Genomic DNA, 26675 nt, shown 5'->3' with positions numbered 1-26675 from the left:
GGAGCCGGCATGTCCAAAACGCAGCCGCGGCACGCGGTGCCGAACCCGAAGCGGAACGTAAAAGCTCTGGGAACAGTGCGATTCTGGGCATTGCCGGTCGGCGCCACGCTGGCCCTGATGTCGGCGCTGTGTGCGCTGTATCTGGGCGGCATCCTGAATCCGACCACCAACCTGCACCATTTCCCGATCGCTGTGGTGAACGAAGACGCCGGTACCTCCGGCCCGAAGATCGTCGACGGCCTGCTGTCCGGGCTGGATAAGAACAAATTCGACCTCCGGGTGGTGCGCCACGAGGAGGCCAAAGGGCTGCTGGACCGGGCGCAGGTGTACGCCGAATTGGTGATTCCGCCCACGTTCTCGTCGAATTTGCGAGAGTACGGCGCCAGCGCCGTCACTCCCACCAAGGCGGAGCGGCCCTCGGTCACGATCCTCACCAACCAGCGGGCGGGCACGTTGGGCGCCGGCATCGCCGGACAGACGCTGACCCAGGCCATGGCGGCGGCTAATACCAAAGTGGGACAGTACCTTTCGTCGGAGGTCGCGCAGCAGACCGGTGGGGCGCCGTTGACTGGCGCGTCGCAGGCGGGGCTTGCCAGCCCGATCGACATCAAGACGGCCGTGTACAACCCGCTACCCAACGGCACGGGCAACGGGCTGTCGGCGTTCTACTACGCGCTGTTGCTGCTGCTGGCCGGCTTCACCGGCAGCATCGTCGTGTCCACGTTGGTGGATTCACTGCTCGGTTATGTACCGGCCGAATGGGGTCCGGTGTATCGATTTGCCGAGCAGGCCAACATCTCCCGCTTCCGCACCTTGTTGGTCAAGTGGGGAATCATGGTGGTCCTGGCGTTGCTGACGTCGGGGGTCTACCTGGGCATTGCCCATGGACTGGGCATGCCCATTGCGCTCGGCTGGCAGTTGTGGGCGTACGGCGTTTTCGCGATCGTCGCGGTGGGGGTGACGTCCAGTTCGCTGATCGCGGTGCTGGGTTCGATGGGCTTGCTGTTCAGCATGTTGATTTTCGTGATCCTCGGGTTGCCGTCGGCGGGCGCCACGGTCCCGCTGGAGGCGGTGCCTCCGTTCTTCCGCTGGCTGGCCGAGTTCGAGCCGATGCATCAGGTATTCCTGGGCGTGCGGTCGCTGCTATACCTCAACGGTTCGGGGGCCGCGGGGCTGTCGCAGGCGTTGATGATGACGTCGATCGGCCTGGTGATCGGCCTGTTGGTGGGTGGCATCGTCACCCACCTGTACGACCGCAGCGGGTTTCACCGGATTCCCGGGGCCGTCGAGATGGCGATCGCCGAGGCACACCAATCGCAGCACCAGACGCGCACGGGCAAGCGCGAAGGCTCGCGCGAACCAAGCGACGCGGACCCCGGCGAAGCGGATCCCGAAAGCGCAAGCGAGCAAACGTAATTCGGGCGCTGCCTAAGTGTCACACGTTTGTTATTTATGTTGACAGTGGGACTGGTGTGACTGATGCTGTGTATGTTGCATCCACATCAGGGCCGAAAGGGCAGCCGTGCTGACACGACGCGCCGGGTTGCGCCGACTGGCCGCCAGCCTCACGACCGTGCTCTGCTGTGCCATCCCGACGGCCACGATCGGTTCGCCCGTCGCCCACGCCGCTGGCCGCGAAATGCTGGCCAGCGCAATCGGCGCCACCAAGGGCTCGTATCTGGTCTACAACTTCGGTCCCGGCCACCCCACGCCGCTGATGGACGCCACCGGTCGCTGGTACGAGATGAACAACGGCGGCCACCTGATGATCATCAAGAATGCGTCGACGCGGCTGGCACCGCACCTGCTGGTCGACACGCATCGCGGTGACCAGGCGCGCTGCGAGAACAACCCCGGGGCCCGCACCGCCGAGGGGTTGTGGCAAGCCTCCGAGCTGTACACCCCGCTGCAGGCATGGCAGCGGATGGGGCAGCCGACAATCGCGATCAACGCCAACTTCTTTGACGTGCGCCCGCAGAAGGCCGGTTCGTGGCGGCAGACCGGCTGCAGCTCGCCGCTGGGCGCGTTCGTGGACAACACCAACGGACAGGGCCGCGCCAACCAGGCGGTCACCGGCACCGCCGCCTACCCGGGCAAGCAAGGGCTTTCGGGCGGCGGCGAGAACTGGTCCTCCTTGACCACGATGATCCTGCCGACCGGCGGTGCGCCGTACGTGGTCTGGCCGCGCAGCAAGAACGACTACGACGCCGCCACCCCGGTGGTGGCCGACCTGCTCAACAAGAACGAGAAATTCGTAGCGGTGTCCGGGATCGGTCTGCTGGGCCCCGGCCAGACCCAACAGCTGCGCGACGGCGGACCCAGCGCGGCGCGAACCGCCCTGGCCTACGTCAAACAGCGCGACGAGATGTACATCTTCGAGGGCGGCAGCTACACGCCGGACAACATGCAGGACCTATTCCGCGGCCTGGGCAGCGACACCGCGGTGCTGCTGGACGGCGGCGGGTCGTCGGCGATCGTGCTGCGCCGCGACACCGGAGGCATGTGGGCCGGCGCAGGCTCACCGCGGGGATCATGCGATACCCGTCAGGTGCTCTGCGACTCCCATGAACGTGCACTGCCCAGCTGGCTGGCCTTCAACTAAACATCCTCAGCGACACCATTTTCCGGGGCGCCAGGCGCTAGTCGGAAGATCAGCAGGCTGGCCGCCACCACGGCTGCCGTCAGCGTGAATACCGGGGCGATGACGAACCGCGACAATGTCGCACCGAGAAAAGCACCGGCACACATCGTGAAAACCACACTGAAACGCAGCTTTTGGCGTTCACCCGTGCCACCGGCCAATCGGCTGTCCAAACCGAGACTGACGATCGTCGACGTCAGCACCGTGGTGGAGAGTTCCTGGATTCCGAACTGACGAGCACTCGAATGCTGCAGACCGAACGTCACCGTGAGGAACCCGATCATGATCAGTTTGGTGTTGTCGTGGTAATGCAGCACCCCGGTGCCGGCCAGGATCGACAAGCTCACCAGCAGCCCGATTTCCGCGGTCAGCACGGTGGTGATCCAGGTCCGGGCCCGGTCACCGAAGTAGCGGGACAGCCGGCCGGACAGGATGGTGGTGGCGATGAAGGTGGGTAGCGCCACCGACACCGCGGTCAGGTCGACGCTGGTCCGCGGGGCCATCCAGAAGCCGAGGAAGATCACGTTGCCGGTCATGTTGGCGACGAACACGTGGCCGAGGACCAAGATACTGAGCGAGTCGGCCAGGCCGGTGGCGAAGGTCAGCAGGAGCAATGCCGCAACAGTCGATCGCTCGGATACCGGCGACGTGGCCACGGGGTGCAGTATATTTCGGCGACCGCGGTTCGGCCGGTTTAGGTATGCGGCGTGAGATCCAGCGAGGTCACCGTCGTCATCCTGGTCACCAGCCAACGCCCGTTCGCACGCTTCATGAACAGCCGATAGGACAGGTACTTCAGCGCCGGGATGTTCTTGGTCAGCGGGCTGGTCGAGGTGGTGTTGGTGTACACGATCACGACCGCGTTCGCGCCGTCCAGCGATTCGACTGCCGCGCCGATGACTTGGGTCCGATTGCTGATTTTGGCTTGCTTGTTGGGCGCCACGATGGCGTCGACGAACTTGCGGTACTGCGCCTCGAAGTCGCCGCTGAGATAGGCCGACGCGCGATCGGCGAGGCTGTCCATGTTCTCCGGCGTGTAGGTCCACAGCGTTATAATCGCGTTGGCCGCGGTCCGGGCCGCATTGAGCTTGGTTGCCGCCGCGGCACGGTCGGTCAGGTAGGGCTGCATGGTCGCGCCCACGAATGCCGCGGAGCCCACGAACAGCAAGGCGGCCAACACCGCGGCGACGGCCATCCACTTTCCGGCCAGCCGGGTGCGCCGACGGCGACCTTTATTGGTCTCCGCCGCGGACTCGCCGGTCTCGTCAGCGTCCGCTTCATCGTCACCGTCGGGCTGATCCGCGCCGTCGGTCGCTTCGGCGGTATCCGTGTCGGCTTCGGTTGCCGCGGAGGCATTTTCGTCGCGCTCGGCGGTCTCGTCGGAGGCCGACTCGGCGGTCAGATCACCTGCAGCAGGCTGCTTATCTTCCACTGATTCCCTTCCCGCGTAGCAGTTGCCGTCCAACGATTGGTGTTCGCGAACACCTGCTTTTGATCCGGCGACTTGGACGTGACCTCGGTCGCGACCATAACGGTGGCGCTGCCGTCGTCATTCCACCGCTCCACGGCCGCACCCAGGATGGTGCCTTTCGCAGGCTCCGCCCGGGCGACCTGCAGCAGGATCTCGTTGGCCTTTTCGTGATACTGCTTGGCGAAATCGCCCGTCGCTTGGGCCAATACCCGCAGGACGTAGTCGTTGGCGTGATACGGGTCGAGTGAGGTGAACTCCGTCATGAATCCCGTCACGTAGTTGAGCACCTCGCGGTCCTTGGACGCGACGTGCTCACGGGTTTCATGCGAGATCAGCATCAGGGTGGTCAGCGTGATCGCCATCGCCATCAGCAGCCCGGCGATCGAAGTCACCAGCGGCAGCCCCCACGGCCGGCGCTCGGTCACCGGGTCGGTCGCGACGAGTAGCGCTCCCTGTCCGGGCTCAAACTTGCGGCGGGGACTCATTTTCCGTTCCCCGGCAGTTTCGGCTTCGTCAGCACGGTGAGGTTGTCAACGCGCCAGTGGCCGTCGCCGTCCCTCGCGAACTGCACGCGCACGGTAGCGGTGATGTATCGCTCCTCGGGGGCTGCGCCTCGCCGCCCCTGCATGAACAGCAGCATCGTCGCCCGATCCGGCGATGCCGATTCGATCGAGCTGTCGGTCACCCAGTACTCGTTGATGACCGGGTTTCCCTTTTGGACAAGGTCCTGCTGGGCCTTTAGCTGGCCCCGATAGTTATCGGTCGCAAGCGACTGGGCACGCGCGAAATCGTCGTGCAGCGTCTTAGGGTCGTAGGTCAGCATCTGCGCGACGATCTTCGGTCCCTGGATCGCGATCTGTGCGCGCGTTTCATCGGTCGCCCGATCGCGGGAGTAGACGACCGCGTAACTGACGACCACACCGGCCAGGCACAGCCCGGCCGCGGTGAGCACCGCGATGCCCGTCCACCGCCGGATATCGGCGCGTGGCAGCTCGGGCACCCGCGATCGCACTTCGGTGCGCAGCAGCATGTCGGCGAAGGTGCGGCGCTGCGAATCCCACAGCGGCCAAAGCCATCCCACCACCGAGACGGTGTCGAGCAGGTGAGCCACGTCCCGCAGCAGCAAGCCCCACGCGCCGATGGCCGCGCCATCGGAACGGGTCACCGCGATACCGCATAAGGCGCGTCCCAGGCTCCAGCCGAGGATGATCGGCAGCAGCAGCCGGTTGACCAACATCGCCAGGATCGCGATGCCAAGAACACTGACGCAGAGCCACCACCACAGGCCGCGGGCCGGCACGCTGAACGACACCAACACCATGGTCGTTGCCACGGTAGTGGTGGGCAGGACGTCGACGGCGAACGCGCAGGCGCGAATATGCCAGGGCGCCAAGGCATTCTCCGATGACACTTGGGCGACCGTGGTCTGAGTTTCCTCGACCACCACCGTCACTTCGTCACCTGGTCGAGCCTGGCTATTCGGTACTGGCCTTCGTCGATCGCCATCTTCACCCGCAGCCGATAGCCGGTTTCGTTCTGCGACTGATCAGTGGCCACCTTGACGCGCATCGCCACCAGCACATCGATCGAGCCGTCTTTGTTGTTGCGCTCCACCGCTGCCCGCACATCCGCGACCTGAACGTGGACGTTCGCCGACTGATAGGCCTGCACAAGCATGCCGGTGTAGACCATCGCCTGTTCGCGGAAAGCGTCGGTGCCGCACTCGATGATCTTTCGCTCGCTGGCGATCATCGCGTTGGTGTCGGGCGCTTGCGTCGCCGAAACGCAGTCGATCGCTGCCTTGAGCGCCGCGTCGTTGTTACGGGCGATGGTCTGGCTGTCGTGGTGATACCGCAGCGCCAAGTAGCCTCCGGTGCCGATGCCACCGGCCAGCAGGACGAGCGCAGCGGCAATTCCGGCCAGCCACACGCGGCCCAGACCCGACGCAGCGCGCACCGGGCCGGTGGCATCGGCGTCCGCCTCGGCCGGATCCCCGGTCGCGGCGTCGACATCTGACTGCTCGGTCTCCGGCTGTTCGGCCTCGTCGGCCGCCGGCACGGCTTCGGCCTCCGATGGTTCGGCGGCTTCGGTGTCTTCGGTTTCGGGTTCAGGCGAATCCTCGACCGTCACCTCGGTATCGGTTTGGTCGGCCTCGGGCTCAGGCGAGTCCTCGGTCTTCACCTCGGTGTTGCTCTCGTCGGTGACGTCGTCCGATTCCTGACGAATCTTCGGCCGCCTCCGACGCAGACGACTAATCATCGACATCGGTGGTGGGTTCAGCTGGCTGGCGCCAGCATCTCCTTCCATCCGTCGTCTCCTGTTTTGGTCGAGTTTTCGACGGAGTATTTGACGCCGTCGGGCCCTACCAGTTCACCGCTCTGCGGACTGTATACCGCCGAGGGAGGTCCGGTGGGGGTGTAAACACACGGGTTGGGCTGCTGTCCGTTGCACTGCACGGTACCGGACCCGGGCCGTGTCAAGGGGTCACTGGTCGCCGGGGGCGTCCCCGCGACTCGGTCCGAGGGCGCCGGGTTCATGCCGTTGTTGATCGACGGCGCCGGGATCACCATGCCCGGGCGCACCGACTGATCGCATCGCGCTCCCGGCGCGGGGCAGGTCAGGATCTGGTTCGGGTCGCCGAACCAGGGGTTCGTCCCGGCCGGAACGTACGGGTTGGGGTCGCGGCACTCGCGCGGCGTCGCCGCCCGCTTGCCGGGGATATCCGTACACGGGATGTTGCGCGATCCACGCACGCTGTTGGCCGGCGTATCCATCGGAATCTTGCAGTAGGTACCCGACGGCAACGGCTGGATGCTGGTGTCGGCCGGCGACCGCCAGTCCGGGGCCGGAATGAAGCCGGTCAGGCATGGCGGCGGCTGGTTGATCGACAGCGCCAGGTCGAGTGCGGCCTGGTTCGGGAACGGCGCGGCCACCGTCTGAGCGATCGAGGCGCCCTGCGGCAGGAACACCAGCACCTGCTCCAGCCCGGTGTGGTAACGCTTGAGCAAGTCGAATACCACCTCGAGATTCGCCAGCGTCTGCGGCAGCGACTCCCGCACGTCGCTGAAGACCTCGTTGACCTGGTCGGCGGTCGGCGCCGCTTGGGACAGAACGCTTTTCACGTTGCTGTCGCGCGCCGCGGCCTGCGACGCCAGCGTGTTCAGGTTGCGCGCCCAACGCTCGATCGCGTCACCCGACTTCACTTGGCTGTCCAGCACTCCACCGGAGTTCTGGATGATGTCGTTGACGTTGGTGATGTTCGTCCGGAAATCGCCGACGATCGCCTGCGTGGAGTCGACCAGCCGCTGCAGTGCCGGTCCCAGGCCACCGACGGACTCCGCCGTCTCGTCGAGCAGTTTGCCGATCTTGTCCCTGGGCAACGCCTCAAGCCCGCGGTTAGCGGTGTCGAGCGCCGGCCCGATCTCGGCGGGCACCGTGCCCTTGGAGATGGTTTGCCCGTCGGCGAGATACTTTCCGGGGTTCCCGGTCGAGACCAGGTCCAGATACTGCTCACCGACCGCCGACACCGAGTGAACGTTCGCGATCGCGTCGACCGGGATCTTGTACTGGCTGTCGATGCTCATCGTCGCCTCGGCGCCGTGCTCAGTCGGCTCGACGTCGGTGACCTTGCCGATCGTGATGCCTCGATAGGTCACGTTGGCCGTCGGGTACAGGCCACCCGATGCCGGCAATTGGGCCTTGAGTGAATAGCGGCCTATCCCCATCAGGCTTGGCACCTGCAGGTAGTAGATGCCCAGCACCAGCAGCGAAACAACCGTCAGGACCAGGAATAACCACAGCTGGCGCCTAATGAATGGAGTCAGCAACTTCTGTCCCCTCTTTCCACCAGCGGGCCGCCGGGCGCGTCATTCGGGTTCGGCGTGTAGCGGACGTCGGGGATCATCGTCTCCGGGTCGCGACCGAAGGACTGCTCGAGTGCTCGCAGCGCGCCCGACAATCCGGTTCCGGTGAGGAACGCGTTGTCGACAGAGCTGTAGGTCACGTCAAGCGTCAGCGAGATGTTCACGTAGTCACCGCGGAACATCTTCGGGACGGTGTCGATGTCGAACGGCTGCGTCAGGATCAGCTTCAGCGCGCCGATCAGATACGGCGATGAGCGGCCGAGTTCCTTCAGCGGGCATTGCAGCGCCTGCAGATCGGTATGCAGCGGCGCGCGGGCCTCCGACAGGTACTGGTCGGCGGATCCGCTGAGCCGGCCCACCGCATCGACGGCGTTGATCAGCAAGTTCTTGGTGTCGGCGAAATGCTTGATCAGCGGCGGAATGTCAGTCAGCACTCGATCGAGCACATCCGAGCGGCCACCAACGTAGACCAGCAGCCGATTGGTCGAGTCGATCGCGTGGGTGATGTCATCACGCTGCTGGTTGAGCTGGGTGGTGAAGGTATCCAGCTTGCCCAGGAAGGACCGGATCTGTTCCCCGCGCCCGTTGAAGATGTTGTAGACCTCGTTCTGCAGCACCTCCAGGTTCGGGATGCCGCCACCACGCAAGATCAACGACAGGCTGGCCAGCGTCTGCTCGGTGGTCGGATACGAGGACGAATTCTTCAGCGGAATGGTGTCGCCGTCCCTGAGCAGCTCCGGCGACGGGTTCGGCGGAGCCGACAGCTGCACGTGCTGAGAACCCAGCAACGACGTCTGGCCGATCCTCGCGATGGCGTTCTTCGGTAGCTTGACGCCGCCCTTGATACCCAGAGTCAGCGTGGCCACCCAGTTCTTTAGGTTGATGGCCTTGATCGAGCCGACGAACACATCGGCGACCATCACCTTGCTGTTGCCGTTGATCGCCAGAGTGTCCGGCACCTGCACATAGACGGTGTAGGCCCCCGACCCGCTGCCCGGGCCGCCCGGGATCGCCACGTTGGAGATGCCTCGCCACCCGCAGGAGCTCAGCGCCGTCGCTATGACCAGCAGCACCAGGCCCTGCCAGGCCCGGTGTCGAATCAGCGCGCTCACCGCGCGCACCGCGGTCACTGGCCCAGCCCTGCGTCAACTGGCGCTGGCGGACCACCGGCATTGGGTGCCGGTGCACCGACCGGCGCGGGCGTCGGAGCCACGGGTCCCGGGAGTACTCCCGGTCCCGGTGGCGGCGGACCGATCGGCGTAGGAGCCCGCAGTCCGATCGGCGGCAGGATCGGGTTTTCGTCGTAGGCGTTCGGCGGCCCCGGCGGGGTCTGGTATTGAGACTGGACCGGTTCGATGTTGGGGCCGCCCATCAGTTCAGCAAGCGAGTCGGGAGCCATCAGGCCCGCGGTGATCGGACCGACCTGCTGGCCCTGCATACCCGGGGCCACGATCCAGCCCTGCTGGGTGTTGCGGTGCGACGTCGGCGTGTCCGGCACCCAGATGCCTGGGACGGTCGTGTCCTTGTAGCCGTTCGGCGGATGCAGCCGATCTTCCGAATAGGCGACTTCCTTGGGCAACGTCTCGGCGGTGCTGAATGCGTTCAAGCCGAACGGTAGGTAGTTGAACTTGATCGCGTCCAGGACCGGCGCCAGATATTGCGCGCACAGTTCGGCCGATTCCTGGTAGCCGAGCCGGCTGCCGGCCTGGATCGAGCTGCAGATGAACTGCATCGGGTTCGCGAAGTTGGTGATCGCTGGGATGGCGACCACGGAACCGTGCGACGGGTGATAGATCTGGTTGATGTTCGCCGCGGCCGTCGGCAGGACGTGCAGGGCGGTCTCCAGTCCGTTCAGCGGATCCGGCTGCAGCAGCGTGTTCGTCGCGGTGGCCAGGTTGTTGACATCGGTGGACAGCACCTCACGGTTCTTGTTCAGCCACGGGCGCACGGTGGTCAGCAGGCTGTCGAACTGCTGGATGGCATTGGACAGATCGCCATCTGAGCTCGCCAGCCGCCCGGTGACATCTGCCAGGTTCTGGTTCAGCGCGACAAACTGCGCGTCGTCCTGGTGTAGCGCGTTGACGAACAGCGCCAGGCTGCGCACCACCGCGAAGAAGTCGCCGCGGCCCTCGTTCAACGCGTTCAGCGCCGACGACAGGCTGTTGAGCGCCGTGTTGATCTGCTTACTCTTGCCGGCCAGTCCGTCGGCGAATGACGAGATGACCTCACCGAACGGCCCCGTCGGCTGCTCCTTGGTGGGGCCCAGCTTCGAGATGATGTTGGTGATGCTGTTACGCAGTTCGTCCCATTCCACCGGCACCTGGGTGCGCTCTTCGGGGATCACGGCGTTGTCGTTCAGCACCGGCCCACCCTTGTAGGGCGGCTCCAGCTGGATCGCGCGCGACGCCACCAGGGTGGGGTTCAGGATCACCGCGGAGGCGTTGGCGGGAACCTTGTATTTGTTCTCGTAGTGGAACGTCACCTTCATCTTGTCGCCGACCGGCTCGATCTCGTCGATCGCGCCGACCCGCAGGCCCATGATCTGGACCTTGTCACCCTTGTAGAGAGCGTTCGCCGCCGGGAAGTAGGCGACCACGGTGTTGTTCGTCAACTTCTCGAACAACCGGTAACCGACATAGCCGACCACGAGGGCCACCACTATCACCAGCGACCCGATGATCACCGTCGTCCGGGTGAACTTCGGTAGCCGCACGTTGCGGATGTCAAAGATGGTGCTCAATTCTGGCTACCTCCCGTGACACCACTACCACCCGATCCGCCCGGATTGATGAACGGTGCCGGCAATTGGTTCCCCGGCCCGGGCGGGGCCGCCGGACCCGGCGGGAGGCCCGGCGCGAACGTCGACTGCGGCGGCGTCGGCCCGGCCGGCGCCAGGTTCTCGGTACGCGCGCCGGGCGGTGCTTGCGTCGGCAGCGGCACCGGTGTGCCCGGAACATTCGGAGGCGGATCGCCCGGGCGCCCGGCAATCGGAATGCCGGGAGTGGGCGGCAGACCGTCCGGGTTCGGCGGTGACGTCGCGACGTCCACCGGCGCCGGGAACCCGGGGCCGCCGAACGGACCGATACCTGCACCCGCACAGGGCAGCGGGTTCCACGGCCGTGGCAGACCCTCGTCGCCGACGGTGACGTTGCCGCCCGGGTTCGCCGGCGTGTACGAGCACGGCGATCCAGGCGGGATAGCCGGTCCGGGATGCTCCGGGGTGCCTTCCAGCGCGGGCGGTGCCGGCGGCGGCGCACCGTTGGGGAACCGGGTGCCGTTGGGGTCGGGCCAGCGGTATTCCGGCAGACCGGCACTGCGCCAGAAGTTTTCGGGGTCGATGCCGCGCTTCTTGAAAGCGGCGTCCACCCAAGGCTGGATGATCTGGTAGAGCGCCAGGTTGTGCAGGACCACCTTAAAGAAGGGTCCCGACGCGATGGCCTCGTTCAATGACGGCAGGAAATGGCCGACCTCGGTCAGCCCCGCTGCCACGTCGTCTTTGCGCTCAACCAGGATCTGGCTGATCGTGCGCAACTGCTCCAGCACGTGGTTCAGGTTCGGATTGTCGTTGATCAGACCCTTCACCTGCTCCGAGAAAGCGGCGACGTTGCTCAGCAACGCGTTGATGGCCTGGCCACGTTCGTTGAATGCCGCCAGCAGCGTCTTGGCGTTCACCAGCAGGCGGTCGACCTGCTCGCTGCGATCGCCGAGGACGCTGGCCACCTGGTTGGCCTGGGCAAGCAGGTGTTTGACCTCCGCGTCACGCTTGCCGACGGTGTCGGAGAACTTGGAAACGCCTTCGAGTGCGGCGCTCAGGTGCGGGTAGGTCTGGTCGATGGTCTCCGAGAGCACATGCAACGACTTTTTGACGGTGTCGATGTCCCAGCCGGAGGCGGCCTTGGTGACGTCGAAGAAGGCGTCGTAGATCTGATAGGGCGTAGTGCTCTGACCGATCGGCAACGTGGCCCCGGGCCGCAGCTGTTTGGGGCCTCGCGCCTCGATCTCCATGACCTTCTTACCGAGGATCGTGTCGGTGCGGATCGCCAGTCGGCTCTCGGTGCCGATCGTGTTGGTGCCGATCGAGAATTTCATCTGGATGTGGTCGCCGTCGATCGTGAGGCCCTCGACCTTGCCGACATCCATGCCGGCGATGCGCACCTTGTCGCCCACACTGATCCCACCGGAGTCGGAGAACTGTCCGTAATAGGCCGGTTTGGCGAACAGGATCGGGACACTGGTGAAGCTCTGCCCGACACCGATCACGAGCACCGTAACCACGATGCCCATCAGGCCGATCCGAAGCCGGTTCGGAGGTTCCAGCGTTCTCATTGCGGCGTGCACCTACCCGTCGGCTGCTGGAAGAGCCGGACCGTGCGGACCGGGCCACCACCCTGCAGGCCGTTGATCTTCAACGTGATGTCGCAGGCGTAGAAGTTCACGAAGTCTCCATAGGAGCCGATGGCGCGCCCGATCATGTTCAGCGCGGTCGGCACCTTCTTGAGGTAGTCCTGCAGTTGGTCCTGCTGGTCGATCAGCGGCTGCTGAATCCCATCCAGGTAGTTGATGCTCTTGTGCAGCAGGGCGCGGTCCTCGCTCAGCAGGTCGGCCACGGTGCCCGCGGCATTACTAATGTGTGCGGTCCCACCGGCCAGTTGGTCGCCGTGGTCCTTGAGCCCGGTGATCAGCACCTCCAGGTTGTTGATGGTCTGATCGAATTGCTGGCGATGCTTGACCGTCGTGTCCAAGACGATGTTCAGGTTCTTGATCACCTCGCCGATCGCCTGGTCACGCTCGCCGATATGGCTGGTGAGTTGCGCGGTCTGGTCGAGGATGTCGTTGATGGTGCCGCCCTGACCCTGGAACACCGTGACGAGCGCGGTCGCGATCGTGTTGACCTTCTCCGGGTCCAGCGCCCGGAACAGCGGCTTGAAACCACCGATCAGCGCATCGAGGTCGAGTGCCGGCGAGGTCCGCGACAGCGGGATGAATCCACCCGGCGAGAGCACCTTGTCGGCGCCTTCGCCCTCGCCTCGCTTGAGCTCGAGGTACCGGTTGCCGATCAGGTCGAGGTAGCGAATCTGCGCCGTCGTCGACTGATACAGCGGAACAGAGCGATCGACGTTGAACTTCACCCGCACGCGCTTGCCGCTGTCGATCAGCTGCACCGAGTCGACCTTGCCGATCTCCACGCCCGAGGCGCGGACGAATTGGCCCTGCCGCAGCCCGCTGATGTTGCTGAATTCCGCCGAATACGCGTTGGTGCGGTCAAATCGCATCTGGCCGAACACCACGACGATCATCACGGTGAAAAGCAGCAGCACCAGCGAGAAGATGCCGAGTCGAATGATGGTTCCGGTGATTTTCATGGGTTGATCGTGTTATCCCCTACCTGACGGCCCCACACATACTCGATTACGTAGGGCGAACCGGTGTCGAGGTGGTTGTACGGCGCGATGCTGTTGCCGGAGTCCATCACCAACTCGGGTGCGGGCCAAAGGTCATGGGTGATGTGCTGCCAGCAACCCGGCGCACCGCCCGGGCCACCGCGGGCGTTCACTCGCGGCAGGTTCTCGGGATAGATGTAGGGGTTCGGCGCTCCACCGACTACCCCGGCGAGGCCGCCGACCAAGCTGGCGATCGTGGCTACCGCCGAGACGGGGTTGGCCAACAGGCCAAGGCCGGAGAGCGCCTCGGTGTGGGCGTTCAGCGAGTACCCGTTGCCGGCGAGGAACGAGGCGGCCTTGGGCTCGATGTCGTGGTAGTTGCGCAGCGTGCAGAAGATCTCCGGGCTGTAAGTGTCCAGCAGCTGTGCCGTCGGCACCAGGTCCTGGGCGCCGCGTGCCAGATACGGCCCGCCCTTCTCGAAGATCTCCGCACCGGTGTTGCCGAACCCGGCCGCCGACAACAGCGCTTGATCCAAGTCCTTTTGCTGCTGGTTGATCGTGCGGGAGGTGACGACCGCGTTGTTGAGGAAGTCGAACAGGTCCGGCGAGGCGTTGGCGTAGGTGTCACCAAGGCCGGCCAGCTGTTGGATGTCGTGGCGGATCTGCGGCATCTGCGGGTTGACGTCGTCGAGGACGGCGTTGGCGTTGACGATCGACTGCCCGAACTTGTCGCCCAAGCCGGCCAGCGATTGCGCGGCCGCGCTGAGCGTCAGGTTCAGCTTGACCGGATCCACCTTCTCCGAGATCGAGGTGATGGTCTGGAACAACGTGTTGATCTCCGTCGTCACCGACCTCGCGTCGATCACCGACGACGCGCTGAGCTTTTGCGGCGACGGGTTCTGCGGCGTCGTCAGCGACACATACTTGCCACCGAACACCGTGGTGGCCTTGATGTCGGCGTTCACGTTGGATGGGATCAGCGACAGGTACCTGGGGTAGACGTCCAGGGTGAACTTGGCCGCGGGCTTGCCGTCGCGGACGATCTCGGAGATGGTGTCCACCCGGCCGATCTCGACTCCGTTGTAGGTGACCTTCGAGCCCGGGTCCATCACCAGCCCGGCCCGCGCGGCCAGCATCGTCAACTTGGTTTTGGGGGTGAAGTCGCCACGGAACTGCCCGTAGACCATCACGAAAACGAGCGCACCAACGACCATCAAGCCGATGCCCGCCAACTTGTAGGGCGGTGTCCGCGATGCGTTGATTTTTCCGGGTCGGGTCATGGGCATTACACCGTTAGGGCGAAGTTCGGGTTGACGCCGTAAAGCGCCAACGCGGCGGACAACACGACAACCTGCACCGAAACCAGTGAGAAGCGCATCGAGCGACCGACGGCCTCGCCGACGCCGACGGGTCCGCCGCCGGCGTTGTAGCCGTAGAAGCAGTGGGTGATCATCACGACTCCCGTGATCAGGATGGCCTCCACGAATGACCAGAACACGTCATCGGGTCGCAGGAACGTCCGGAAGTAGTGGTCATAGGTGCCGTTGGACTGTCCGTAGATCACCGTCGTGGTGATCTGCGGGGACAGGAAAGTCATGATGATCGCCATCGAGTAGATCGGGATGATCACCACCAGCCCGGCCATGATCCGGGTGGTCGCCAGGAACGAGATCGACTTGATGCCCATCACTTCCAGGGCGTCAATCTCTTCGCTGATCCGCATGGCGCCGAGCTCGGCGGTGGCGCCGGCGCCGACGGTGGCGGCCATCGCAATGCCGGTGACGACGGGGGCGGCGATGCGGACGTTGATCAGTGCGGCGAAGAAGCCGGTGAAAGCCTCAACGCCGATATTTCCCAGGGACGCGAAACCCTGGATGGCTACCAGGGAGCTACCGGACAGCGTGACGAAGCCGACGATGGCGACGGTGCCGCCAATAACGGCCATGGCGCCGGTGCCCATGCCGATTTGGGCGATAAGCCGCAGGGTCTCCTTGCGGTAGTTGCGCAGCGCATGCGGGACATGTCCGAGCGCCACCGCGCCGAACCAGGCCATCCGGCCGATGTCGTCGAGGCCGCGGCCGGCGGCACCGCCATAGCGATTCAGGTTTTCGGCTGCCCGCGGGAAGCGGGAGCGCAATACGGCGACGTTGGTCATGTCAGTGCCCCGTCCCGAATCGCACGCCGATCGTGGTCAGCACGACGTTCACCGCGTACAGCGCGACGACGCAGAGCACCACGGTTTCGTTGACGGCAGTGCCCAGGCCCTTGGAGCCGCCGCGCACCGTCAGCCCGCGGAAGCAGCCGACGAGGCCGGCGATCAGGCCGAAGATCGCGGCCTTGATGGTCGCGATGACGACCTCGGGCAGCCCGGTGATCGTGGTCAGGGTCGCCAGGTAGGCGCCGCCCGAGACATTCTGCAGGTACACCCCGAACAGGTAACCACCCACCAGGCCAACGGTGATGACCAGGCCGTTCAACAGCGTGGCGACCAGGGTCGCGGCGAGCACCCGGGGCACCACCAGCCGGTGGATCGGGTCGATGCCAAGCACTTCCATCGCGTCGATTTCCTCGCGGATGTTGCGCGCGCCCAGGTCGGCGCAGATCGCGGTCGATCCGGCGCCGGCCACCACCAGCACCGTAGTCAACGGGCCGAGCTGGGTGACCGCACCGATCGCGGCGCCGGCGCCGGACAGGTCGGCGGCACCGAACTGGGCCAGCAGCACGTTGAGGGTGAAGATCAGCAGCACGGTGAGCGGGATCGAGACAAAGACTGTCGGCAGGAATGCGACCCGCATGATGAACCAGCACTGCAAGATGAACTCGCGCCACTGGAATGGCCGACGTAGCAACGCCCTGCCGGTCAGAACACACATCCGGAAGAAGCCGCCGATCAGCGTCAGCGGTGGCTCCAGCTGGTCGCGCAGGTAGCCGGCCAAGTGCGGACCCGACGACGTCGTCACCACTGCCCCCTTACGCCGGTACCGCTCGTCTCGCGGCGCCACGAATCGTGTCGCACGCCTAGCTCCTTCGCCGCCGGGCGGCTGGGGAATGCCCCACCTTGCCCCGGATCCACATGTGTGACCACCGACTCCCTACTGGCAAGTAGTAACGGAGACCACAGGAATGTACCCGATGGCCAAGCAGGTGTGAACTGCATCTGCACAATTAACCCTTCGTCAACGGTGGGCAAACGTTACAGTATCGATCAGCTTTCGTCTCCTGCCGTGAAATCCCTTGAAGTAGCCTGCTTTTGAGCCGGGTCCGCGTTTCCGTAGCGAACCCGCAACTCAGTCTTGAGGACCTTACCGGCCGGATTCCGGGGCAGCGCATCGACGATCTCGAGCGCCTTGGGGTGCTTGTAGCGTGCGAGCCGCTCAGTCAAGAACCCGTCCAGGTCATCCAGGCGCGGTCCGTCCTCGGTGATGGCCACGATCGCGATCGGCACCTCGCCCCACTTTTCGTGGGTGCGGCCAATGACCGCGACCTCGACGATGCCGGGATGACCGGCGAGAACGTTCTCCACCTCGGCGCAGTAGATGTTCTCGCCGCCGGAGATGATCATGTCCTTCTTGCGGTCCACCACCCAGATGTAGCCCTCCTCGTCCATCCGGACGAGGTCGCCGGAATGGAACCAGCCGCCCGCAAACGCCTCCGCGGTGGCCTCCGGATTGTTCCAGTAACCGCTCATCAATGTGGGTGCCCGATAGACGATTTCACCGACCTCACCGATCGGCACGTCGTTCATGTTTTCGTCGACCACGCGGGCGGCGACCGTCGGGATCACCTTGCCGACCGATCCGCGCTTACGGATCGCGTCCTCGCCCAGCAACATGCAGGTGACCGGAGACATCTCGGTCTGGCCGAACGCGGCCAAAATCTGGGTACCGGGGAATGTCGCCGACATCTCCCGCAGCAGCGCATCTGGAGCGGGCGCCGCGCCCCACGACATGATCCGCAGCTTCAGGTCACGGGGGTGGGCTTGCTGTTCGGCGCAGACCGCCTGCCATTGGGCAGGTACCAGGAAGATGCCGGTGACCTTCTCGGCCGCCAGCACGTCGAGCAGCTGGCCCGGGTCAAACGCACCGAGCGGATAGATCACCGTCGGCAAGCCCAGCAGCAGCCCACCCAGCAGGTTGCCCACCCCGGCGATGTGGAACAACGGGACACCCACGAAGCCGACGTCGTTGTTGATGTCGGCGCCGTTGGTGTAGAGCCCGGTCATCGTCTGCCCGGTCAAGTTGGTGTGGGTGAGCACCGCGCCCTTGGGACGCCCGGTGGTGCCCGAGGTGTACATGATCAGCGCCGGCGAATCGTTGGGGACATCCGCCGACTCGGCCGCGCCGCCGGGCTCGTCGACCAGGTCTTCGTAACCCAGCACGCTGTCGTCGCCTGCCCCGCCGGCCACGATCACCGTGCCCAGCAGCGGCTGAATGTCGCGGGCCCCGGTGGCCACCGGGGCCAGCACGGCTTCGGTGACCATGACCCGCGCTTCGCAGTCTTCGACCAGGAGAGCGATTTCGGACGGGGTGAGCCGGAAGTTCAGCGGAACCGCGATAGCCCCGAGCAAGTTGGCGGCCAGCATCGCCTCGACGAACTCGGGGCGGTTGAGCATCAAAATCATCACCCGGTCGCCGGAGCCGACCCCGCGGCGGTGCAGCGCTCCGGCCAGCGCGCCGACCCGTCGCTGCAGGTCAGCCCAGGTCAGAGTCTTCCCGGTGAACCGCAGCGCGACAGCTTGCGGCTGCATCAGCGCGTGCCGCTCGAGCTGGTTGACCCAGTTCTGGCGCCGGGCCAGATACGGCTGCTCGTGCGGGTGTGACGGCTGCGATGCTTGTGCCTCGTGGCTAGCAAGTTGCGCGGTCAACTAATGCCTTCCCTTCACTCGCGCACCGCTTGCGACAGGTTGATATTTGATAAAACATAGTGTTGTGTGGGTCACACTATGGCTTTACCGCCCTGATGACAAGCCCTGTTACGCCCTGAAAACGCTCTGAAAACGCCCTGAAAAATCATTGAAAACCGCCCCGAAAGCCCTGGCAACCCACGTGAACGTACCTCTATCTATGCGACCCCACGGCAGGCGGCGACAGCTGCGCCGGGCGCAGCTGTCGGACGAGGTCGCCGGGCACCTGAGGGCCGCGATCATGTCCGGCGCGTTGCGCCCGGGCACCTTCATACGCCTCGACGAGACCGCGGCCGAACTCGGGGTCAGTGTCACACCGGTGCGCGAAGCGTTGCTGAAGCTTCGCGGTGAGGGCATGGTGCAACTGGAGCCGCACCGCGGCCATGTGGTGCTCCCGCTGAGCCGCCGGGACATCGACGACATTTTCTGGCTGCAGGCGACTATCGCCCGGGAACTGGCCGAGGCGGCCACCGATCACATCACCGAGACCGAAATCGACGAGCTCGAGCGCATCAACAATTCGCTTGTCGCGGCCGTGGGCTCCAGTGATCCCGAAACCATCGCGGGCATCGAGTTCTCGTTCCATCGCGTCTTCAACCAGGCCAGCGGGCGGATCAAACTGGCCTGGTTCCTGCTCAACGCCGCCCGGTATATGCCGGTGCTGGTGTACGCCGGCGACCCGCAGTGGGGTGTCGCCGCGGTCGAGAATCATCGGCAGTTGATCGCCGCGCTGCGCCGCCGCGACACACCCGCGGTGATCGAGCACACGGTCTGGCAATTCACCGACGCCGCACGGCGGCTCACCGAAATGCTGAACGGGGCCGGGATTTTCGGTTAGCCCGGCGATGCTTATCGAGATTGACGTTGGCGCGAAGAAACACGAGGGGTCAGCACGCTAACGTCAATCTCGCCTGCCGCAATGCGCAATTAGCTGGCGGCTAGCTGTTCGGCGCGCTTCTTGAGGTTGTCGGCCAGGTGGTCGAGCACGTTGTTCAGCATCATCTTCACCATCGGCGCGGGCACCGGCATCGACGGTTCGACGTCGATGTCCACGGTGAGCAAGCTCGCGGCGCCCATTTCCACGACGCTGAACAGCTGTTCCTGTTTCTTGAACAGCTCGCCCTGCTGCAGGACGGTCTGAATCTGGTTCGGTCCCGGGTAGTAGATGGCCTGAATGAAGGTTCCCTCGAAGCCTTGGTAGGCGGCGTCCAGGCGAATCTGGCTGGGCCGGCCGTCGTCGTAGCGGGCAAGCACCCAGCAGCCCTTTGCGCCCTCGCTCCAGTCCGGGTACCGCTCGAAGTCGGCGACGATGGCCATGATCGCGTCGGCGTTGGCGTCGACCTCGACGGTTTTGCTCAAAACGGGCATGGGCGAAGCATAGCCGGGCAAGCGAAAGTCCCGGCGCAGGGCGGTATCTCGGGCGCTAAGCCGATTCGTCCTCGACGCAGGCCGTCGACAGCAGGGTGCGGATGGGGTCGGGAATCGGAACGGATTTGCGGCTGGCCCGGTCGACGTAGACGTGCACCCAATGTCCGAGCGCGGTGACCGGTCGCGGCGGCTGGCCTTCTTGCGAGCCCTGTTTGGACTCGAACACGCCGAGCCGGTAGGTGACGCTGCTGCGGCCCAGCCGTGTCACGGCCAGGCCCACCTCGAGGCTTTGTGGGAATTTCAGCTCGGAGAAATAGCGGCAGCCCGATTCGGCGACGACGCCCAGCGCCGGCATGGTGACCGGGTCAAGCCCGGTGCCCAGGGTGATGAAGGCGTTGATCGCGGTGTCGAACAGCTGGTAGTAGACCGCGTTGTTGAGATGGCCGAACATGTCGTTGTCGGCCCACCGGGTGCCCACCGGCCACAGCACCGGGAACTCGCTGCTGGTGAGCTGCGCTGGTGCCGGCGGGACGATAGCCATGGCTGTATTCCAGCATGTTTCGCGCCGAACGCCGCGCTAGTTGCCGTAGAAGGCGTTCGTCAGGGCATTGCCTTGCAGCGCGAACAGCCGCTGCGAGTCCGACCAATCGGGTAGCAGCGAATCGAAGCCGTGGCAGGTGCGCGCAAACACGTGCAGCTCGGTACAGACTCCGGCGCGCAGTAGCCGCAGCGCGTAGTCGATCGCTTCGTCGCGGAACGGATCGATTTCTGCACAGGTGATCAAAGCTGACGGCAGACCACGCAATTCGGCGCGCCGCGCCGGCACGGCATCCGGCGATCCTTCGCCCAGGTAGTAGCCCCACATCAGTTCGGCTGCCTCGCCGTCGAAGGCCGGGCTGGTGCGAAACTCCGATTTCGACGCGGTAGCGCGATCGTCGAGCACCGGCTGGTGCAGCAGCTGGAACACGACGGGCGGTAGCGACCCGTCGACGGCGCGCTGCGCCAGGGATGCGGCCAGGGTGCCGCCGGCGCTGCTGCCCGCTACGGCCAGCCGCGCGGGGTCGACGTCGAGTTCCGCCGCACTGCCAGCCACCCAGTTCAGCACCGCGATCGCGTCGTTGAGCGCGGCCGGGTACGGGTGCTCGGGGGCCAGCCGGTAGTCGACCGACACCACCGTGCAGCGGCCGCGGCGGGCGAGCTCGGCGCACTGCCGGTGATCGGTGTCGAGATTGCCCAGCGCGAATCCGCCCGCGTGGCAGTAGACGACCACCGGTGCCGGCGACGGCCCACCGCGATAAATGCGGACGGGAACCACACCGACGTTCTCGCTGGTGATTTGTACACCCGGCAGCTCGGTGAGCAGTGCGGCGTCCCGGCGGCGCTGATCGAACGGCCCGCGCATCAGCTCGATCGCTGCCGGGGAGAAGGCCGTCCGGGTGGTCGCCACCGCGCGCAGCACGGGATCGAGGCGCGCCGCACCGTCCAATTCCGTCATCGATTCGACCCCTGCGGCGCGATGACGGCCTCGCCGTCTGCGGCGGACACGGGCTTCGGTGGGCGGCTGGAGAAGAAGAAGTCGGCGGCTTTGAACCTACGCGTCATCTCCCAGAAGTTACGGGCGCTGCGCGGCCACTGCGTGACGACGCGCCCATTCGCGGCACGAAAGTAGTTGCTGCACTGCGTGGTCCACACGGTTCCGACCATCCACTGGTCGATCTTGGCGATGAATCGCGCCAGCGCCGACGGGCGCACCGCCACATACGTCTTGCCCCTGCGCCGCATGTACTTCAGCGCCCGCACGATGTAGCGGGCCTGAGCCTCCAGCATGAAGATCACGCTGTTGGAGCCGACGTTCGTATTTGGTCCGTACAGCATGAAGAAGTTCGGAAACCCGGGAACGGCCATGCCGAGATACGCATGCGCCCCTTCGCTCCACACCTCGCGCAGTGTCGTGCCGCCTTCTCCGTAAACATCCAACTGTCCGAGGTAGTCGGCCGCGGCGTAACCGGTTGCGCACACCACGACGTCGACTTCGCGTTCGGTGCCGTCCTCGGTGACGAAGGATCGGTCCTTGAGATAGCGGGCCGGACTGGACACCACCTCGACGTTGGGCCGGGTCAGCGCCGGCAGGTAGTCCGACGAGAACACCAGTCGCTTGCAGCCCATCGGGTGATCCGGAGTCAGCCGCTGCCGCAATTGGTGGTCGGCGACCGTCGTTTCGAGCAGACCCAGGGCAATCCCGGTGAAATCCTGTGTCTTTTCGCTGCCATGCTCGATCACCGAGATGTTGGATTCGCTGCGTAACCACAGCCGGGTCCGGTACAGCTTCTTGGCGAACGGCAGATTCGCGAAGGCCCAGCGCTCCCGTCGCGTGTAGTGCCGGTCCGGCTTCGGCAGAATCCACGTCGGCGAGCGCTGCACCGAATACAGCTGCCCGGCCACCTTCGCCAGTTCGGGTATCAGCTGCGACGCCGTCGATCCGGTACCCAGCACGGCCACCCGCGCGCCCTCGAGGTCGACCGAATGATCCCACCGCGACGAGTGCATCACGGTTCCGGTGAACGGCTCCTGCTCGACGAGCTCCGGGAACAGCGGGTTAGTGAACAACCCGACGGCGGAGACCACCACATCGAAGCGGTGTTCCTGGCCGCTGCAGGTGGTCAGACACCACTGCCGGGTGTCTTGCAGCCAACGCGCCGTGCGGATTTCGGTGCGTAGCTTCAGGTGAGGCCGCAGCCGGTACTTGTCGGTACAGGGCTCGAAATAGGCGAGGATCTCGGCCTGCGGCGACCACAGCCGCGACCAATCCGGATTCAAGTCGAACGAGAACGAATACAGATGCGACTTCACGTCGCAGGCCAGACCCGGATAGGTGTTGATCCGCCAGGTGCCACCGACGTCGTCTTCGCGGTCGAAGATGGTGAAGTCGTGAAACCCGGAGCGGGCCAGCAGGATTCCCAGCGCCAATCCGCCCGGGCCGGCGCCGATGATTCCGACCGACAGGTCCGTTCTCATGCCGTGCTCATCGAATCTGCAGGCATTGTCCACCATCGACAACCAGTTCCGAACCGGTGATGAACGACGCCGCGTCCGACACCAGAAAGGCCACTGCGTCTGCGATTTCGGTGGGCTGCCCCAGTCGCCCGAACGTCGCTGTCGCCACCAACCGGCTCTGCGTGTCCGCATCGAGCATCGACGTCGCAATCGGTCCGGGGAATACGGCATTGACCCGGATACCGGACGGGGCCAGTTCGGCAGCTGCGGTTTGGGTCAGACCCCGCAGCGCCCACTTCGACGATCCGTAGGCGCAGTGCGCGGGGAACGGGCGGATCGCTCCCGTGCTGCAAATGTTCACGACAGCCGCGTGTTCGGCCTCCCGTAGCTGACCGAGTGCGGCCCGCATACCCAGGAATGCCCCCAGACAGTTTACCCGCCAAGCATTTTCGAAATCATCGACCGTCTCGTCGGACAGGGCGGCCCGGTGCAACACCCCGGCGTTGTTCACCAGGGTGCTCAGCGACCCGAATCGTCGCACCGTCTTTTCGACGGCGGCCTGCCACTGCCCTTCGCTTGTCACGTCGAGCTCGACCGCGATCACGCCGTCGTCACCCAATTCGCCGACCGCGGCGACGACGTCGTCGGCCCGCAGGTCGCAGGCAGCCACGGAATACCCCGCCGCGCGAAGCTTTTTCGCGATGGCCCAACCCTGGCCGCCCGCGGCACCGGTGACGAGCGCGACATGTTGGCTCATGATGACGGAACCTCGGGGCTGTCGGACAGGCCGTGGCTGGTGATGAACTGGCAGCGACGCCGCTGGAAACGCCACTGCCGGTCGCGGCGGACCAGTTCATCGTCGTACAGCGCGGGCCGCAGGTGCAGGTCGCCGGCTCGGACGAACAGCACCTGCGAGCGTGCGGTCGCGGTATCCGCGCCGACGTCGATGCGTGACAGCCCGGTGAGGTGCAGCCCGCGGGGTGCATCACGGAACATCTTGGCAATCGGATCGTGTCCGGCGAAAGACCGTCCATAGACCAGGAATTCCGCGTCGGTGGTGAACAGCTGCACGCAGGCATCGACGTCGCCCGCGTCCAGGGTGAGCGCATAGCCGGCTATCAGTTCGCGAATCGCCGTTTGGTCGTCGGTCACTGCCCGGTCGCCTCGCGTAAGTGCTCGACCGCGCCGCGCCGCAATGCCTGCGATTCGGCGGCCAGCGTGATCATCCGAAAACCCAGCTGCGCCATCGCGTGACCCGTCTTGCCCTCGCTGGCGTGAATCCCGGTAACCAGTCCGGCGTCGGTGGCGACACGATGGATTCCCACGATCGCGTCGAGCACTTCCGGGTGTCTGGTCGACCCGACGGCGGCGTGGCCCATCGAGATCGCCAGATCGGCGGGTCCGACATAGATTCCGGCCAGCCCGTCGACCGCGCAGATGTCGGCGAGATTCGTTAACGACGCCGCGGTTTCGATCATCGCGAAAACGCTCGCCCGCGCTTCGTGGGCGGCGGGGTCGAGCCCCAGGCTGGCGCGCAGCGGGCCGAAGCTGCGAATGCCCGCCGGCGCGTAGCGGGTAGCGGCCACTGCCGCGGCGGCCTGGTCGGCCGATTCGATCATGGCGATGAAGACCGCGTCGGCGCCGGCGTCGAGCACCCGGCCGATCGGCGCGGGGTCGGCATTGGGTAGCCGCACCGCGGTCGCGATGGGCACCTGCTCCAGGCGCCGCAGTATGCCCGCGATGTCGGCGTCGTCGAGGTAGCCGTGCTGGGCGTCGAAGCCCACGTAGTCGTAGCCTGCGCGCGCGAATTCCTCCGGCCCGATCAGCGTCGGGCCGGTGATCCAGCCGCCCCAGATCGGGGTCGTTTTGTCCAGCGCCGCACCGAAGATGCTCACTGCGCAATCGCGATCTTCACGCGTTCGGGAACCGGCCGGCACGCGAGGTCGAATGCACCCTGCACGTCGTCGATGCCGAAGGTGTGCGTCAGATAGCTGCCGAGCAACTCAGGATGTTCGGCGGCGAACTTGCCGGCGACCTCGAGTACCCGCCGCCGGTCAAGCGTCACACCGGATTTCAGGGTCAGGTTGTTGCGCAACATGAGACGCATATTAATTGGGTAGGCCTCGTCGTCGGCGACACCGAAGTAGTAGACGGTTCCACCGGGCGCGGCGGCTTCGATGGCGTGTCCCAGGGTGGCGACCTGATGACCGACGGCCTCGATGACGATGTCGGCGCGGTCGGCGGGCGCCAGTTGGCTGACCCACCGATCGCTGGTTGCGCGGACAACCTCATCGACGCCGAATGTTGTTGCGAGGCCCTGCCGGTCCACGGGGTCGACGCCGGTGACGCGCCGCGCACCCGCCGCCTTGGCGACGTAGCAGAACAGCAGCCCGATCGAACCTTGGCCGATGATCGCGACGTGCCGGCCGGCCAGGTCGGGCAGTTGCTCACAGGCGTAGAGGACGCACGCCAGCGGCTGCAGTCCGACCGCCTGCGCGGCGGTCAGCGCCGGGTCGTACGGCGCGAGACCGTTGCCGTCGCTGATCACCCGCTCCATCAAACCGTCGAAACCGGAGGCCCAGCCCACCACTCGGTCGCCCGGCCGGTGTTCGGGGTGCCGGCTGGCGATCACCTCGCCGGCCACCTCGTGGATCGGGAAGCCGTCCTTCTCGGCGGCGCCTTTCCCGTCGTCGCCCGGCAGCCTGCCCTTGGCACCCCGAAAGCCCGGCAGGTCGCTGCCGCAGACCCCGGCGGCCAGGAACCGCAGCAGCACTTGACCGTCGGCCAGGCTGTCCGGGGTTTTATCTGCGATCGACGTGCGCTCGAACTCATACGGGGCGACGATCCGGTAGGACCACACGTCAGACCTCCACCGGGATCTGGTTGAACCCCCACTGGAAGCTGGACGGCAGGCGGGTGGCGGCCTGGCTCTTGATCTCGAAGTCGGGCACTCTGCGCAGCCATTCCTGTACCAGCACAGCCACTTCCAACCTGGCCAGGTGATAGCCGATGCAGAAGTGCTGGCCGCGGCCGAACACCAGGGAGCGGGTGATGGGCCGATTCCAGATGAACTCGTCGGGGTCGGGGTACTCCCGTTCGTCGCGATTGGCCGAGGCGAGCAGCGTGATCACCCGCTGGCCCGGCTCGATAGTCTGGCCATGAATTCCGAACGGCCGTCGCGCCGTTCGGGCGAACCATTGCGCGGGTGCGCAGTACCGCAGCATCTCCTCCCGGGCCACCGGCACGTTGGCGGCGGGATCAGCACGCACCGCGGCAAGCTGGTCGGGCCGCCGGCTGAGCTCCCACAGGCCGTGGGCGACGATCTTAGGCACGGTCTCGGTGCCGCCGATGAAGATGCACAGCATCTGCGTGGCGGTTTCGGCGTCGGACAGGGCGCTGCCGTCGGGCAGCCGGTACCCCAGCAGACCGTCGACGACCGGAAGTGGGTCGCCGGATTGGTCCACCCGGCGCCTTTGCACCACGGGTATCAGGTATTCGAGGTAGTTGGGGCGAGACTGCGCGGTGTCGACGCCCTCACCCGGTGCGGTGAGGCTGCCGGCATTGACCGCCGCCAGCACCTGCGGTGCGAGTTCGGTTGATATGCCCAGTAAGTCGCAGACCATCGAGGCCGCCACGATGCCACCGTAGTCCTGGGTTAGGTCGAACGACCCCTGCGGCAGCAGCAGATCGAGGCGCTCGTTGGCCAACTCGCGGATCCTGGCCTCTAGCCCGGCCACCGATCTGGGCCGCAACGGCTGCGAATGCGCGCGACGGATCTCGCCGTACAGGTCGGCGTCGAATACCGCGTGAAATGGCAAGGGATGCAACGGCGGATCCTCGACCGGTCCGGCGTTGTGCTTGGCCAGCACCGCCGCTGCGGGCAGGGTTCCTTCCGACGCGACGAAGGTTCCGTCGTTGACTTCGAGAACCTGCCAGATGTCGTCGAATCGGGACAGGGCGAAGGTGTCCCACTGCGGCATGTAGTAGACCGGATGCTCATCGCGCAGAGTGCGGTAGTACGGCAACGGGTTTGCCATGACATCCGCGTCGAAGG

General features: G+C 65.5%; 26 protein-coding genes. 3 read left to right on the top strand and 23 right to left on the bottom strand.

Annotated features, from left to right (window positions below):
* The first annotated feature begins 9 nt into the window (after positions 1-9).
* Both DB708_RS11680 and DB708_RS11675 read left to right on the top strand, forming a co-directional pair.
* Positions 10-1416, top strand: coding sequence for a YhgE/Pip domain-containing protein (locus tag DB708_RS11680; protein ID WP_108922071.1), 1407 nt, complete (start codon positions 10-12; stop codon positions 1414-1416).
* A gap of 79 nt (positions 1417-1495) precedes the next feature.
* Positions 1496-2602 carry a phosphodiester glycosidase family protein gene (locus DB708_RS11675; RefSeq protein ID WP_108922070.1) on the top strand — a complete coding sequence of 369 codons (1107 nt, stop codon included), beginning with the start codon at positions 1496-1498 and terminating at the stop codon, positions 2600-2602.
* On the opposite strand, the gene DB708_RS11670 is transcribed toward DB708_RS11675, so the two are convergent.
* The 14 genes from DB708_RS11670 to fadD5 all read right to left on the bottom strand — a co-directional run bounded on the left by DB708_RS11670 (position 2599) and on the right by fadD5 (position 18220).
* A complete protein-coding gene (locus DB708_RS11670; RefSeq protein WP_108922069.1) occupies positions 2599-3297 on the bottom strand; it encodes a YoaK family protein in 699 nt (232 codons plus the stop codon). The two genes, DB708_RS11675 and DB708_RS11670, sit on opposite strands and share 4 nt — an antisense overlap.
* Before the next feature lie 38 nt (positions 3298-3335).
* A complete protein-coding gene (locus DB708_RS11665) occupies positions 3336-4073 on the bottom strand; it encodes a mammalian cell entry protein (RefSeq protein ID WP_108922068.1) in 738 nt (245 codons plus the stop codon).
* Positions 4040-4597 carry a mammalian cell entry protein gene (locus DB708_RS11660; RefSeq protein ID WP_165839807.1) on the bottom strand — a complete coding sequence of 186 codons (558 nt, stop codon included), beginning with the start codon at positions 4595-4597 and terminating at the stop codon, positions 4040-4042. Before DB708_RS11660 ends, DB708_RS11665 begins: the two co-directional genes overlap by 34 nt.
* Positions 4594-5565, bottom strand: a complete 972-nt coding sequence (locus DB708_RS11655) for an RDD family protein (protein ID WP_108922067.1) — start codon at positions 5563-5565, stop codon at positions 4594-4596. Before DB708_RS11655 ends, DB708_RS11660 begins: the two co-directional genes overlap by 4 nt.
* Entirely contained in the window at positions 5562-6419 is an 858-nt protein-coding gene (locus tag DB708_RS11650) for an Mce protein (protein WP_235616732.1), read from the bottom strand. Before DB708_RS11650 ends, DB708_RS11655 begins: the two co-directional genes overlap by 4 nt.
* Positions 6389-7939, bottom strand: coding sequence for an MCE family protein (locus tag DB708_RS11645; protein ID WP_108922066.1), 1551 nt, complete (start codon positions 7937-7939; stop codon positions 6389-6391). Before DB708_RS11645 ends, DB708_RS11650 begins: the two co-directional genes overlap by 31 nt.
* Positions 7933-9105, bottom strand: a complete 1173-nt coding sequence (locus tag DB708_RS11640) for a virulence factor Mce family protein (protein WP_165839806.1) — start codon at positions 9103-9105, stop codon at positions 7933-7935. The genes DB708_RS11645 and DB708_RS11640 overlap by 7 nt, the downstream gene beginning before the upstream one ends.
* Positions 9102-10715: a virulence factor Mce family protein gene (locus DB708_RS11635; protein ID WP_108922065.1), complete on the bottom strand. Its 1614-nt coding sequence runs from the start codon at positions 10713-10715 to the stop codon at positions 9102-9104. The genes DB708_RS11640 and DB708_RS11635 overlap by 4 nt, the downstream gene beginning before the upstream one ends.
* Entirely contained in the window at positions 10712-12301 is a 1590-nt protein-coding gene (locus DB708_RS11630) for a virulence factor Mce family protein (RefSeq protein ID WP_108922064.1), read from the bottom strand. The genes DB708_RS11635 and DB708_RS11630 overlap by 4 nt, the downstream gene beginning before the upstream one ends.
* Positions 12298-13338, bottom strand: coding sequence for a virulence factor Mce family protein (locus DB708_RS11625; protein ID WP_108922063.1), 1041 nt, complete (start codon positions 13336-13338; stop codon positions 12298-12300). The genes DB708_RS11630 and DB708_RS11625 overlap by 4 nt, the downstream gene beginning before the upstream one ends.
* Positions 13335-14636, bottom strand: a complete 1302-nt coding sequence (locus DB708_RS11620) for an MCE family protein (protein WP_108922268.1) — start codon at positions 14634-14636, stop codon at positions 13335-13337. The genes DB708_RS11625 and DB708_RS11620 overlap by 4 nt, the downstream gene beginning before the upstream one ends.
* A gap of 5 nt (positions 14637-14641) precedes the next feature.
* The gene (locus DB708_RS11615) at positions 14642-15511 is read right to left on the bottom strand and encodes an MlaE family ABC transporter permease (RefSeq protein ID WP_108922062.1); all 870 of its coding nucleotides are present in this window, start codon (positions 15509-15511) and stop codon (positions 14642-14644) included.
* A 1-nt stretch (position 15512) separates the two neighbouring features.
* Positions 15513-16229: an MlaE family ABC transporter permease gene (locus tag DB708_RS11610; protein WP_409347594.1), complete on the bottom strand. Its 717-nt coding sequence runs from the start codon at positions 16227-16229 to the stop codon at positions 15513-15515.
* 332 nt (positions 16230-16561) lie between these two features.
* Positions 16562-18220, bottom strand: coding sequence for a fatty-acid--CoA ligase FadD5 (fadD5, locus tag DB708_RS11605; protein WP_108922061.1), 1659 nt, complete (start codon positions 18218-18220; stop codon positions 16562-16564).
* Positions 18221-18401: 181 nt separating this feature from the next.
* Here fadD5 and DB708_RS11600 point away from each other — a divergent pair, with 181 nt between their 5' ends.
* Positions 18402-19097 (top strand): GntR family transcriptional regulator, encoded by a 696-nt coding sequence (locus DB708_RS11600; RefSeq protein WP_201263496.1) that lies wholly within the window; start codon positions 18402-18404, stop codon positions 19095-19097.
* 89 nt (positions 19098-19186) lie between these two features.
* Here the strand turns inward: DB708_RS11600 and DB708_RS11595 are convergent, their stop codons facing one another.
* Genes DB708_RS11595 through DB708_RS11555 form a run of 9 tightly spaced genes read right to left on the bottom strand, consistent with a single transcriptional unit; the run spans position 19187 to position 26658 of the window.
* Complete coding sequence (locus tag DB708_RS11595) at positions 19187-19627, bottom strand: SRPBCC family protein (protein WP_108922060.1); 441 nt, start codon at positions 19625-19627, stop codon at positions 19187-19189.
* 55 nt (positions 19628-19682) lie between these two features.
* A complete protein-coding gene (locus DB708_RS11590) occupies positions 19683-20168 on the bottom strand; it encodes an acyl-CoA thioesterase (protein ID WP_108922059.1) in 486 nt (161 codons plus the stop codon).
* A gap of 36 nt (positions 20169-20204) precedes the next feature.
* Positions 20205-21122, bottom strand: a complete 918-nt coding sequence (locus DB708_RS11585; RefSeq protein WP_108922058.1) for an alpha/beta hydrolase — start codon at positions 21120-21122, stop codon at positions 20205-20207.
* Entirely contained in the window at positions 21119-22642 is a 1524-nt protein-coding gene (locus DB708_RS11580) for a flavin-containing monooxygenase (RefSeq protein ID WP_108922057.1), read from the bottom strand. The genes DB708_RS11585 and DB708_RS11580 overlap by 4 nt, the downstream gene beginning before the upstream one ends.
* Positions 22643-22649: 7 nt before the next feature.
* A complete protein-coding gene (locus DB708_RS11575; RefSeq protein WP_108922056.1) occupies positions 22650-23378 on the bottom strand; it encodes an SDR family NAD(P)-dependent oxidoreductase in 729 nt (242 codons plus the stop codon).
* A complete protein-coding gene (locus tag DB708_RS11570) occupies positions 23375-23773 on the bottom strand; it encodes a nuclear transport factor 2 family protein (RefSeq protein ID WP_108922055.1) in 399 nt (132 codons plus the stop codon). The genes DB708_RS11575 and DB708_RS11570 overlap by 4 nt, the downstream gene beginning before the upstream one ends.
* Positions 23770-24516 (bottom strand): HpcH/HpaI aldolase family protein, encoded by a 747-nt coding sequence (locus DB708_RS11565; protein ID WP_108922054.1) that lies wholly within the window; start codon positions 24514-24516, stop codon positions 23770-23772. Before DB708_RS11565 ends, DB708_RS11570 begins: the two co-directional genes overlap by 4 nt.
* Complete coding sequence (locus DB708_RS11560) at positions 24513-25481, bottom strand: zinc-binding dehydrogenase (protein ID WP_108922053.1); 969 nt, start codon at positions 25479-25481, stop codon at positions 24513-24515. Before DB708_RS11560 ends, DB708_RS11565 begins: the two co-directional genes overlap by 4 nt.
* A gap of 1 nt (position 25482) precedes the next feature.
* On the bottom strand, positions 25483-26658 hold the full coding sequence (locus DB708_RS11555) for a cytochrome P450 (RefSeq protein ID WP_108922266.1): 1176 nt from the start codon (positions 26656-26658) through the stop codon (positions 25483-25485).
* Positions 26659-26675 lie beyond the last annotated feature (17 nt).

The organism is Mycobacterium montefiorense, assembly GCF_003112775.1.
Classification (GTDB): Bacteria; Actinomycetota; Actinomycetes; order Mycobacteriales; family Mycobacteriaceae; genus Mycobacterium; species Mycobacterium montefiorense.
This window is presented reverse-complemented; position numbering and strand designations above follow the sequence as displayed.

Excerpts from the sequence above, each read along its gene's own strand:
- DB708_RS11610 (WP_409347594.1), bottom strand. The coding sequence starts at position 16,229 with ATGTGTGTTCTGACCGGCAGGGCGTTGCTACGTCGGCCATTCCAGTGG.
- DB708_RS11580 (WP_108922057.1), bottom strand. The coding sequence starts at position 22,642 with ATGAGAACGGACCTGTCGGTCGGAATCATCGGCGCCGGCCCGGGCGGA.
- DB708_RS11650 (WP_235616732.1), bottom strand. The coding sequence starts at position 6,419 with ATGGAAGGAGATGCTGGCGCCAGCCAGCTGAACCCACCACCGATGTCG.
- DB708_RS11575 (WP_108922056.1), bottom strand. The coding sequence starts at position 23,378 with ATGAGCCAACATGTCGCGCTCGTCACCGGTGCCGCGGGCGGCCAGGGT.
- DB708_RS11660 (WP_165839807.1), bottom strand. The coding sequence starts at position 4,597 with ATGAGTCCCCGCCGCAAGTTTGAGCCCGGACAGGGAGCGCTACTCGTC.
- DB708_RS11625 (WP_108922063.1), bottom strand. The coding sequence starts at position 13,338 with ATGAAAATCACCGGAACCATCATTCGACTCGGCATCTTCTCGCTGGTG.
- DB708_RS11630 (WP_108922064.1), bottom strand. The coding sequence starts at position 12,301 with ATGAGAACGCTGGAACCTCCGAACCGGCTTCGGATCGGCCTGATGGGC.
- DB708_RS11595 (WP_108922060.1), bottom strand. The coding sequence starts at position 19,627 with ATGCCCGTTTTGAGCAAAACCGTCGAGGTCGACGCCAACGCCGACGCG.
- DB708_RS11555 (WP_108922266.1), bottom strand. The coding sequence starts at position 26,658 with ATGGCAAACCCGTTGCCGTACTACCGCACTCTGCGCGATGAGCATCCG.
- DB708_RS11615 (WP_108922062.1), bottom strand. The coding sequence starts at position 15,511 with ATGACCAACGTCGCCGTATTGCGCTCCCGCTTCCCGCGGGCAGCCGAA.
- DB708_RS11585 (WP_108922058.1), bottom strand. The coding sequence starts at position 21,122 with ATGACGGAATTGGACGGTGCGGCGCGCCTCGATCCCGTGCTGCGCGCG.
- DB708_RS11620 (WP_108922268.1), bottom strand. The coding sequence starts at position 14,636 with ATGACCCGACCCGGAAAAATCAACGCATCGCGGACACCGCCCTACAAG.
- DB708_RS11680 (WP_108922071.1), top strand. The coding sequence starts at position 10 with ATGTCCAAAACGCAGCCGCGGCACGCGGTGCCGAACCCGAAGCGGAAC.
- DB708_RS11590 (WP_108922059.1), bottom strand. The coding sequence starts at position 20,168 with ATGGCTATCGTCCCGCCGGCACCAGCGCAGCTCACCAGCAGCGAGTTC.